At 48.5% G+C, this 10,550-nt stretch carries 15 protein-coding genes; 6 read left to right on the top strand and 9 right to left on the bottom strand.

What is annotated here, in order from left to right; all coding sequences use genetic code 11:
• Positions 1 to 142: 142 nt before the first annotated feature.
• A complete protein-coding gene (locus tag F8N00_RS12305) occupies positions 143 to 1,405 on the top strand; it encodes a hypothetical protein (protein WP_075642349.1) in 1,263 nt (420 codons plus the stop codon).
• A complete protein-coding gene (locus F8N00_RS12300) occupies positions 1,402 to 2,670 on the top strand; it encodes a hypothetical protein (protein WP_421018311.1) in 1,269 nt (422 codons plus the stop codon). The genes F8N00_RS12305 and F8N00_RS12300 overlap by 4 nt, the downstream gene beginning before the upstream one ends.
• Position 2,671: 1 nt before the next feature.
• On the opposite strand, the gene F8N00_RS12295 is transcribed toward F8N00_RS12300, so the two are convergent.
• The 4 genes from F8N00_RS12295 to F8N00_RS12280 form a co-directional block, all read right to left on the bottom strand.
• Positions 2,672 to 2,908, bottom strand: a complete 237-nt coding sequence (locus F8N00_RS12295; protein WP_421018310.1) for a hypothetical protein — start codon at positions 2,906 to 2,908, stop codon at positions 2,672 to 2,674.
• Between the two features lie 118 nt (positions 2,909 to 3,026).
• Positions 3,027 to 3,356 (bottom strand): antibiotic biosynthesis monooxygenase, encoded by a 330-nt coding sequence (locus F8N00_RS12290; protein WP_421018309.1) that lies wholly within the window; start codon positions 3,354 to 3,356, stop codon positions 3,027 to 3,029.
• Positions 3,357 to 3,388: 32 nt separating this feature from the next.
• Entirely contained in the window at positions 3,389 to 4,012 is a 624-nt protein-coding gene (locus F8N00_RS12285) for a hypothetical protein (protein ID WP_421018308.1), read from the bottom strand.
• Positions 4,012 to 4,440 (bottom strand): GNAT family N-acetyltransferase, encoded by a 429-nt coding sequence (locus F8N00_RS12280; protein ID WP_421018307.1) that lies wholly within the window; start codon positions 4,438 to 4,440, stop codon positions 4,012 to 4,014. Before F8N00_RS12280 ends, F8N00_RS12285 begins: the two co-directional genes overlap by 1 nt.
• Before the next feature lie 44 nt (positions 4,441 to 4,484).
• Between F8N00_RS12280 and F8N00_RS12275 the strand changes: the two genes are divergently transcribed.
• On the top strand, positions 4,485 to 5,270 hold the full coding sequence (locus F8N00_RS12275; protein ID WP_421018306.1) for a pentapeptide repeat-containing protein: 786 nt from the start codon (positions 4,485 to 4,487) through the stop codon (positions 5,268 to 5,270).
• Between the two features lie 67 nt (positions 5,271 to 5,337).
• Here the strand turns inward: F8N00_RS12275 and F8N00_RS12270 are convergent, their stop codons facing one another.
• Together F8N00_RS12270 and F8N00_RS12265 are read right to left on the bottom strand one after the other, a co-directional pair.
• The gene (locus F8N00_RS12270) at positions 5,338 to 6,168 is read right to left on the bottom strand and encodes a nucleotidyltransferase domain-containing protein (RefSeq protein WP_421018305.1); all 831 of its coding nucleotides are present in this window, start codon (positions 6,166 to 6,168) and stop codon (positions 5,338 to 5,340) included.
• Complete coding sequence (locus F8N00_RS12265) at positions 6,050 to 6,523, bottom strand: hypothetical protein (protein WP_029341746.1); 474 nt, start codon at positions 6,521 to 6,523, stop codon at positions 6,050 to 6,052. Before F8N00_RS12265 ends, F8N00_RS12270 begins: the two co-directional genes overlap by 119 nt.
• Positions 6,524 to 6,722: 199 nt before the next feature.
• Here F8N00_RS12265 and F8N00_RS12260 point away from each other — a divergent pair, with 199 nt between their 5' ends.
• On the top strand, positions 6,723 to 7,289 hold the full coding sequence (locus F8N00_RS12260) for a recombinase family protein (RefSeq protein ID WP_421018304.1): 567 nt from the start codon (positions 6,723 to 6,725) through the stop codon (positions 7,287 to 7,289).
• Positions 7,290 to 7,314: 25 nt separating this feature from the next.
• On the opposite strand, the gene F8N00_RS12255 is transcribed toward F8N00_RS12260, so the two are convergent.
• On the bottom strand, positions 7,315 to 7,722 hold the full coding sequence (locus tag F8N00_RS12255) for a hypothetical protein (RefSeq protein ID WP_023468357.1): 408 nt from the start codon (positions 7,720 to 7,722) through the stop codon (positions 7,315 to 7,317).
• Between the two features lie 145 nt (positions 7,723 to 7,867).
• On the opposite strand from F8N00_RS12255, the gene F8N00_RS12250 reads away from it, so the two are divergent.
• The gene (locus F8N00_RS12250) at positions 7,868 to 8,251 is read left to right on the top strand and encodes a hypothetical protein (protein WP_023468358.1); all 384 of its coding nucleotides are present in this window, start codon (positions 7,868 to 7,870) and stop codon (positions 8,249 to 8,251) included.
• Between the two features lie 18 nt (positions 8,252 to 8,269).
• On the opposite strand, the gene F8N00_RS12245 is transcribed toward F8N00_RS12250, so the two are convergent.
• Complete coding sequence (locus F8N00_RS12245; RefSeq protein ID WP_421018303.1) at positions 8,270 to 8,797, bottom strand: hypothetical protein; 528 nt, start codon at positions 8,795 to 8,797, stop codon at positions 8,270 to 8,272.
• A gap of 108 nt (positions 8,798 to 8,905) precedes the next feature.
• On the opposite strand from F8N00_RS12245, the gene F8N00_RS12240 reads away from it, so the two are divergent.
• Positions 8,906 to 9,505: a TetR/AcrR family transcriptional regulator gene (locus tag F8N00_RS12240; protein ID WP_421018302.1), complete on the top strand. Its 600-nt coding sequence runs from the start codon at positions 8,906 to 8,908 to the stop codon at positions 9,503 to 9,505.
• Between the two features lie 40 nt (positions 9,506 to 9,545).
• Here F8N00_RS12240 and F8N00_RS12235 read toward each other — a convergent pair.
• Positions 9,546 to 10,550 (bottom strand): MATE family efflux transporter (locus F8N00_RS12235; RefSeq protein ID WP_421018301.1); only part of this gene is annotated, 1,005 nt, incomplete at its 5' end.

Here is a 10,550-nt window from a genome sequence, read left to right as displayed (position 1 = left end):
CATAGTAATAGATTGCCGTGCATGCATCTATTATTCCCGAGTCAAGAGATGTCAAACATCTTGATGCTAAAGTATTATAGAAAATTCTGTCTATTCTAGAAATTATGGTAAAATATAGTCACTAGGATAAAGGAGGTTTTCCATGAGACGCTATATACATACCGGTATTCTCGCAGGCGTAGTCCTACTTGCCGGATGCGGTAAAGAACAATACTTAGACCTTACATACGATGCCAATTACTGGGGCGGTATTTCGACTACCTTTGATGGGCAAGAGATACCGGATCTCCCCCAAAAACAAACGGCTGCTTTGTTGAAGGGTTGTCAGCAAAAATCTGACATGAAGCGCTTACCTGACCGATACGTGCAACACGAAGGATTCGATTTGTATTTCCTTCCTGCAAATATCCAAGGGCGTGAGTTCCAACACGTTCGTTTCCTATCAGACGAAAAAAAAGACTATCTGGCCTGTCAGCCCATTCGCCACGCAGATTATACGGTCCATCAGATTAAGCGAAGTGATTATCCATTTGTTGATTGGTCAAAACAACCGGTTAAAGCCAAATCGACAGCCGTTCGCTTTAAAGCTGTCCCAAAAGAGGTGGCAGATCACCAAAAACAAGAAAATAAAGAAAGTAAGCAATCAAAAGAGCTTGGACGCTATCTCTTCCCGTCCTATCAACTGTCCTTACCACCGGAAGGTCAATTCATTATTTTTGGAGAAGAAGACGGAAAAGAACGCACATTCTTCGAGACGACCGAGTCGCTGAGCGGATCCGAGCTGAATATCTCTTTCCGTCACAGTCCAAAAAACGGGATGCAGTCTTCCACAATTGATCTCACAATAAGTGGAACACGCGATGGAAACTCTTCAGTCATTCAAGAGTATGCGCAAGGGCAATCCTACCAGATTGAACGTAAAGAATTACCTGACGTCCTTTCACCCGGTCAAATGGTTCACTTTGCTACCGTTCAAAAACTAGAAAAAGATAAAGTTGTCCAGGAAACGCCAATCTATATGCGTCTCAATAAGTCATACAAAAAACCTTCAAATTACAAATATGCTTTTATCAATATAAATCAACCTGGATATGTCGGTTTCATCCATCAATCACCAAAACAGCTTATTGATAGCGATTATAAGTTCGTCTCAGCAATTCCTGACAAGCTAGCCAAAAAAATCGCTCAGGAATTAAAAGAAACCGAAGTGATGGAGCCGCAAGGCACAAAACTAAAGCAGAAAAAATTGACGTTGATGCGCGAAGGGAAAAGCCAGATGTTCGAGCTGTATGAACGCAAACGCGCCAAAAAGCTTGAAATCTATGTCGTCAAAAAGGGAACAAAGAACGGTGCTAAGTTGTCGGGTACGACAAGTGAAGCACTCAGTGAGGTGCTTAACAAATGAACAAACGTTACTGGATCGGACTCACACTTGCAGCAACGCTCGCGTTAAGCGGTTGTCAAAGTGAAGCTCCGAATTTCAAATGGGATTACTTATCGAAATTGTATGATGGAGCGCGGTTTAAAGGCAAAGAACCTCCGAAGATGTTATCGGAAAAGGAAATGAGTGTCATCATGGAGGAGTGTCGATCAAAAGCGGTAAAAGCTCCAAAAAATTATTCTTATGGTGACACGTTCTCCGTCGTGATGACGGCACCATTTGAAGATTACTTAGGACAAATGGCTCGTTATGTCCAGTCCGGAGAACAAACATATCTGTATTGTCAGAATATGGCTGACAGCGAGTATCACCTCTTATCAACCAAACAAGATGTCTTTGCGAAAACGAAGCTGGTTGAACATCCGACCGAGTTAGAAGTACAGCCAGACACCATTAAAAAAGAGGACTGGTTCTCACGTGATGATAACATCATAAACGGTTCTGTTCGAAAATTAGCGCTACCTGGATCAGGTTACCTGGTGATGAAAGCGACTGATGTAACGAAAAAAGACGAACGAAAGACATTCGTCGTCTATGCAGAAGCACTTACTCCCTTTACTGAAGATACGAAGCTTTATCTGACGTACAATGAGAAATATAATGAGAATGACGATATATCGTATAACTCCTTTGTACGCATACCGCAATTGATCAGTGGACAGCAGATGGAGACGTCGATCCATGCGATGAAACAGCCCGGAAAAGTCCGCTTTATTCCTGGTGACGGCACACCGGAACATTACGGCACGCTTATCGCAACAGAAAAAAACGGACGCCAATTCCGCTACGAATTGTCGATTCAGCACACGATGGAACGTCCGTCTGAGCTTGCTCGACAGGACTTATCGGAAGAAGATGTTCTATCCACTATCAATGACATAACACTCTTCCATCAAAAGCAGTTCAAGCATTATCTTTATGATCAAAGCGATTCTTCTAAAGATCGTCTTAAAGTCGAGGATACGATCATGATGACGAGTGATGAGTCCGGGAAATTGCAAAAAGCAATCAAGACAAGTGAACAGGCTGACGTACGAGGAAAACGGGCGAAGTGGAAATACTTGACGTTCCGAAAAGGAGTGAAAGGACAACAATACGAAGTTTATCTCGATAAGCGTGTCAAAAAGACCGATATTTACTTGAAGGATCCGAAACGTGACGTGTCGGTTCATCTTTCGGCGACAGGTCGTGACATCATTCTCTCCTTATTTGAGCTATACGAAAAATGACTCACACCATAAAGATGAAATGTTGGAGCAAATAAATCAAGGAACACCAGAAGATGAAAGCAATCCCCTCGCGTAACCACTCTTTACGCGTCAACGGTTCACGTAAAAAGGACACGCAAGCAAACAGCAAGACGAAGAAGTAGAGATAAATGAAGCCACCGCTCGTTAAGAAACCAAAGAGCAGGATCATACCACCGAGGACGGACAGGCTAGAGACGACAGGTTTACGATAGACCATGCGGTGTCACCTCGTTTCATCTAGTTTGTTAGAATATACCCAGATTACGGAAAAACAATCTATTTTAATGTACTAGACAACACCCCTTGAGAGGCATTCTCCCAAGGGGTGTTGTTGTTTATTCCACGACGGCACTGTGATCAGCGACGATCGCATATTCCGTGATGGTATTCGACGTCACGAGCGGTTTGACTTCGGACGTTCCATTATCCCGCTTATGGTGAACGCCTTTGTACGCTTGACTCTCTTGCCATGCATGGAATGCTGCTTGATTCGACCACGTTGTCATGATCGTGACGATGTCTTCCTCTTCCTGACTGATATCGACGAGGACTTGCATCCGGTGGAACCCTTCCATCCGTTCGATTCCTTTCGTCGTCTTAAAACGCGCTGCGACCTGATCTGCTGCACCTTTGACGACGTGTAACTGGTTCATGACGATCCACATGTTCTTCTCCCCCTTTTTTCGTCTTCAGTATACTAAAAGTCATTCCGGGTTGAAAACGCGGATGCGTTATCGCTTGGTAACGTCAAGCGCTGGATCGTCTCTTTTCCGTCTACGCTCGTCGCGATCATCTCGAAATAGAGCGAATGCGGGAAGGCATCCGGTAACGGTTGGACAGTATGGAAACGTTCCTGATTTGTTACTGACAATGAGCGTTGCATCGGACGAAGCGGCGCTTCGCCGTTAGCCGTCGTCTTATACGGCTCGAAACGGATCGATTTCATTTGTTGCGAACCATTCATACCGTAGGCGACAAGGTATCGACCTTCGTCCGTCGTCAACAAGCGACCTTCAAACCAATCCGTCTCCCTCGTCTGTTTCGAACGAATGATTCGGTCGATTCGTTGTGCCTCATCGGTTTGTTGCAGGAGCAAAAACAAGCGGTCGTGTTTCGCTTCAAGATACGCGACGGCATAATGGTCAGACAGCCGTTCGACGAAGTAGACGTCGCGCGCTTCGATTGGCGTGTTCGTCATCTGTGTATATAACCGAGCGACTTGCTTCGCCGTAAAGGAAACGGTCTCTTGACGTGGATGCATCCCCGTCAGCGTTCCGAGCACGAGACCGAACAATAAGATGAGGAAAAGACGCCGTTTCATCAGTCGACCTGTTTGACGAGCAGATGATAGCTCATCCCTGGTGGATAGTCATCGATTCGTCCGACTTCGACGAATCCTTGTCGCTCATAAAACGGGAGCGCTTGAAACGAGAACGTCTCGACGCGGATTCGCTGAACACCCGCTGCTCGTGCCCATTCCTCCAGTTGACGGAATAATTGGGTACCGAGCCCACTTCCCCGTTCCTCTTCGGCAACGAAGAACCATTCAATATGTAACCAGCCCCAGTATATTTCCCCTGAGATGCCGCCGATCGGTTGATCACCACGCGTCGCAAGTAATGTGACGGCTTGTGTTCCCTCGGAGCGTTTCGTCGCATGAAGCGGTGAACGTTCGACATTATATTGACGTACTTGTTTTCGGAGCCAGTCCTGTCCGTCCTTATTTTCCTTGAGTTGAAATTTCAGCATGTCTAATCCCCTTTCTTGTTATAGTAGTAGTGGAGGTGAATCCGATGGAACCTACATTCCAGATTGATTGTACGAAGTGTTTTGGTTTATGTTGTACCGCACTCGCTTTTTCGAAATCCAGTGATTTTGGTCATGACAAACCGGAAGCAACACCGTGTCGTAATCTTGACGCCGATTACAGTTGCCGCATTCATGACCGGTTACGCGACAGCGGCTACAAAGGCTGCACCGTTTATGATTGTTTTGGTGCCGGACAACATCTGTCACAGCAGACATTCGAAGGCGATGATGCACCTAAGCGACGCCAAGCGATCTATGCTGCCTTCCCGAAGATGGTTCATTTGTTTGAAATGATGTGGTACATAACCGACGGGAAACGTGATGTCACGCGTGACATCCACGATCAACTCGATGAGACGCTTGCCGCACTGAGTCGGTACGCGGCATTACCAGCCGATCAATTTGAACGACTTGACTTGATACCGGTTCGTCAAACCGTCCGACCACTCCTTGAAATGATTGCGTCACGTGTTCAAGCTCAGTATAGCGGAAGACGCGACCAGACACCACGCGACTGGGTCGGAAAACAGCTACCAGGGCGTAATTTCTCAGGCGCCAGTGTTCAGAATCAATGGTTGCTCGCGACGAACTTGTCGCACAGTAACCTGCGCGGGGTCAACTTTCTTGGGGCTGATTTGCGAGACTGTAACGTCAAGGACGCCGATCTGACGGACGCGCTCTTTTTGACACAGGCACAAATCAATGCGGCAATCGGTAATGCGGCGACACAGTTACCGCGTCGCTTACTCCGTCCGTCCCATTGGTGTTAAACAGAAGCGAACGATAAGGAGGTACGTTTTCGGTCGATTGATCCGAAAGCGTACCTCCTTTTGCTTGTTATCGTTTCCCGAGCGTAAAGCCGTCAAAATAACGCCCGCCAAATGGTGCAAGATAATCATCGACTAATGCGACGACTTCTCGTCGGTCATCCGATTGATAATACAACTCGAATGCCGTTGTGTGTCGACTAGCATAGTCTTCGTCAAACTCCGCAAGAGCACGGATCGCCCACTTCCCTTGCCCGATGTAGCAACGATTGGCGCGAAGGACGAACTCGATGCTCTGTTCATATAAACGTGACGCAATCGCTAAACCTTCCGCGCGGTTCGTCACACTCTCGAAGTCGTCGAGCATATCACTTAAAAAATAACGTGCGCGCTCTTGTTCCGAAGTCGTCCACGCAACAGGTCCGTCCGCCAATTGTTGAACGGCTTCCTGACGGATAGATGCAAGGTTTGGATGGTCCTCGATCGTCCAACTGTCAGCAATCATTCGTTGCAGGGACGGGCGACCACGTTCCCAATCACTCTCGAAAAACGACTGAATCGTCTCAAAGGAATGGACGAATGCTTCGACCGGGACACCGTCATGGATGAACGACTCCCGGTACGCCTGACCTCGACTTGCTTCAAAAATGATCACATCGACATCTGATTGTGCGGTCGCTTGCCCTCGCGTATGGCTGCCGGCAAGTAAAACAGCACAGTGATTCGGGTACCGTGACGCAATGAGCGGCATGATCCAGTCGCACCACTCCATGCGTGTCCACTTAGTCTTCAACTTGTTCACCGATGCCGGAGAAGACGGCCAGTTCGTCACCCGGTACGGCAACGATCGTCGCGTCGGCTCGGTGTGGCGCGAGACCGATATCGATCGCCCACGATTCATAATATGTATCCGATCCGTTCAGGACGAGCGTTTGTCCGTTGCTAAACGTTAGGAATAAGTGGGGTGCCGTCTTTCCGATCCGGACACCGGTGATGCGTTCCGCGTGAAGCGAGACGATCAAGTGTAACATCTCTTCCTTCGTCGCATGGCGGACGACCCAGTCCTGTGTCGTCTCGACATCGCCATAAAACAGACGATCCGTCTCGATCCGAAGTCGTAGTTCAGGCGCAGTCGTATCGAACAAATTGATGAATTCGAGCGTGACGTAGCCTGCGACATGGACCGTCGCTAACTGTGTGCCGATGAAATAGGTCGTCAAAAGCTGACGGGCGAGTTGATGATCTTCTTTGTTCATGATGAGCACCTCATTTAAAAAGAATGAATGGTATCGGGATGAGTCCGAGAAACTTACTTCCACTCAATTTACCACAAATTAGTCGATACGAACATGAGAAGAAAGGCTTGTTTTCGGTTTTCTGCGGCACGGAGGTGAGAATACGGTATACTGATGAGGAACTGACGTCGATCGTGATCGACAGAGAGGAGCTCCATCCATGCAATATTTCTACATGAGACCCTATCCGGATGATCCAGACTGTTCTATGCAACAAGTGGAAGCCGACAAGATGAATGTAACAACACGTGTCATCGAGACGCATGATTCGGCCAAACGACGGACGGAATTAGAACAGATGCTCGAGACCCTTCAGACGGGAGACGAAGTCATCGTCACACATCTCTACATCTTAGCAGACTCGACGCGGCACTTGATCGAGATGCTCGAGCACATGGAGACACGCGGTGCGACGCTGTGGTCACTCCGCGAACAGATTCGGACGAGCGAGCGTGCTTCCTTGTCGTTTCTTGAAACGGCACGCCACCTGGTCCAGCTGCAAAGTGACGTCATCAGCATGTCGACGCGTGCCGGACTCTCAAAAGCAAAAGAACAAGGAAAGCAGACCGGTCGACCGCGGAAGCCGGATGAAAATGTCCGCCGCGCGATCGCGATGTATCAAAGTAAAAACTATTCGCTCGCTGATATCCGAGAACAGACCGGTATTAGTAAAAGTACGTTGTACCGATATCTCGAAAGCGAGACAATCGATACAGATAAAGGCTGACTCCATCATGGAATCAGCCTTTTTTTTAGCTATTTTGCTTTAAGGTGTTGCCGAGCCATTTTTGGAGGGCTTTTCCGCCTTCATAGAACGAGCTGTCTCGTAATTCATACGTATGACCGCCTTGTTCGATCAAGTCGAGGAACGTATTCCCGACGTCCCGGTTTTCCCATTTCCGCTGATCCGTCAAATACTTGAAACCGAAGTTACATTCGACGTTGAAGATGATGTGGAACGGTTCCTTGAACGATTGGACGGCGCGAATCATCTCGATCAAGATCATCCGTTTCGGTGATGACGCTTCGAACGTATCGAACAGCGTTGTCCGGCGTCCGTGAAACTCGATGACGCGGATCGCGCGACCGGTATCCGCTTTAAAATCATAACTCGTCCGGATCGAGACGATGATCTCGCGTTGGTCTGGTTGTACTGGCATGGTGTATCGCTTCCTTTCTCTCGGTCGATTATAGCATGGAGCTGCTTGAATTTAATAGATGTCAACGACTCGGTCTTAAGAAGGATTGTCGTAACCCAAAATTTGTCTTATACTAAAATTACCAAATACATAAAGGAGCGTTTTCGTGAAACATCTATTTTCGATACTCCTCTCGGCGAGTCTTTTGTTCACGGGTTGCTACTGCACCCTCGACGAACGGACGGACGAGCCACACTTCAAATCGCGTGCCCGCTCCATCTCCTCGTACCATACCTTCGACATCGAATATGCGAAAGGATTACGGAAGGAGCAAGTCTCAAACCGAACAGTCACCGTGACGGATTCGAACGGTGAGCGGATGCAAACGGAGATTGAAGTCCTTGACGGCAAAGAGATCCGAATTAAACCGCCACGTACGGGATATAAAAAAGGACGTCGCTACATCATCCACATTCGGGATTCGATCGACGCCCGCAAACAAGTCCATACGAATACGATTCGGGAACGAACCTTCACTGTTGACCGCTGACAGACAAGGTTCGTTTTTTTATTTGGATCGAGCCGGAAAGACCGTATAACTCATCGAGATGACCCCATCGAGCACGAGGACGAGTCCCCACAATTGTAACGTCCGTAAGAGACTCTCCGTCTGCTTCGCATCTCCCAGCCACAGAATCATCGCACCGAGTAACGCTCCACCAATCAAAAAGGCCAGCACGTGCCGATAGAACCCGTTTCGCTCTTTACGTGCCTTTGAAATGCGCTCCCGTGATACTTGTTCTCTCAGGATGAACCGGCGATACATCCCGTCCGCCCAGGCAATCATCTGTTTTCCAAAGGCAAGTGAGACGCCGATATAGATCGCAGCAAGTCCGTGCGCGATCGTCGCCGTACTGCCGCGACTTAAGTCAAACACCGTTAAGACCAGTAAGACAATATCAATGACCGGTGACATCGCCATCAATCGAAAACCAAGCTTCTCTCGTCTGAATCCATAACGCACGATTAGTCCAGCGACGATGAATACCCAAAATAGAATCTCACAACAGACGATTGCCCACGCGACAAGTTGCATATCAATCCTCTCCTTTTTAATACGACTGTATCATAAAGATAACACCTCTTTTGTAGCTTGACTAGTCTTTTTAATACATTCGTGCTAAAAAGATGATATACTTGAGACATGCCAAAACAAGTCAATCACGAAGAACGCAAACGCCTCATCGCGGAAGCGACGTGGCGCACGATTTCTCAAGTCGGTATTGAACAAGCCAGTGTCCGGACGATCGCCAAGGAAGCGGGACTCTCACTGGGTGCCTTGCGATATTACTTCACGACCCAGGACGAGTTGCTCCGCTTCTCGATGGACCTCGTCCAAGAACGGGTCCAAGCACGCATCACAACCATTTTCGAGAAAGGAGGAACCCCGGAAGAAACGTTATGTGACGTCTTACTTGAGGTCTTGCCTTATGCACCCGAGCATCAGCTCGAGATGCAGGTCTGGTTTCAATTCATGATGTCCGCGTATTCATCGCAAGCGACGGAAAATCCGGACGATATCTACCATATGGTTCAAGTACTGTTGACACAGATTCCGGACGGTACACTCCGCGCGGGCTTAGACATTGATCTTGAGAGTGAACGGCTCGCAGCACTCGTTGACGGGTTAGCCTTTCATGCTCTGTTTCGACCAGAACGATTACCAAAAGAACGTCTGCGTCATGTGCTCGTCCATCACTTGAACGCCCTCTTCGTCCGTCCTTTAGCGATCGACGACAAATAACCCGCTGTTCCCCTTGCGCGCGAGGGAAACAGCGGGTTTTTCATCGTCTTGCTTCTACGAGAATCAACGATAAGGAGCGAATCAAGAAGAACGTCAAAAACGCTGCCCAGACGCCCTGATTTCCAAAAGTCGGTGTCAGCAGGAGGACGACCGCAAAACCAATTCCTGCTTGAATCATCGAATTCCGAACGGGTGTTGCTTCAACCCGCCCGGCAAAGATGCCTTCATAGATCATCGCCCAACCGGCGAGGAGCGGTAGGATGATGATCCAGAAGTAATAATCGCGCGCTGCGTCTAGGATTGCCTCTTCTGAAGTGAACAACTGAAGGAGCGGTGTCTCAAGGAAGAGGAGCACCAGTGACCAGAAGACGACCGAGTAGAATCCAAACGTCCGTGCCAAACGAACACTCGTCCGGTATCCTGCCTGATCTTGATGCCCTCTCGCCCGACCGACGAGAACCGTTGACGCATGACCGAGTCCACCGAACCAGTAAGAAATCAGATACTGGATTTGTAGCAGGATCGCGTTGGCTGCGAGGACATCCGGTCCGAATTGTCCTCCAGCACGTGTGAACCAGCCGGTGACGAGTAGAAGGAAAATCGTGCGAATGAACAAGTCACGATTGACTTGAAAGAATTGACGGTACGCCTGCCATGCCGTCAAGGCACGCCATTCATCACGCGTCATCGATAAATGACCACGAATCAGGTACAGACTACAGACGACGATGCTGATCTCCGCGATGACGGTCGCAACCGCAATTCCAGCAACACCGGCATCCAATCCGTAGACGAATCCGATATCGAGAACGACATTGACTCCTGTACTAAACAATTGGACGAACAAGGCGTGCTTGACCTGACCGGTACCAATCAACCAGCCGAGTAACGCATACCCCATCAACACGAACGGTGCGCCAATCATCCGGTATGAAATATACGTTTTGACCGCACCGAGCAAGTCAGCGGGTGGTGCAAGTAAGTACAGTCCGATTTGCTCGAGCGGCTGTCGAAACAACAGGATAAGCAGCTGTCTCTTATACAC

It is taken from the genome of Exiguobacterium sp. A1_3_1 (assembly GCF_048985645.1).
Lineage (GTDB): Bacteria > Bacillota > Bacilli > Exiguobacteriales > Exiguobacteriaceae > Exiguobacterium_A > Exiguobacterium_A indicum.
The sequence above is the reverse complement of the archived record's forward strand: the minus strand, read 5'-3'. Positions and strand labels throughout refer to the sequence as shown.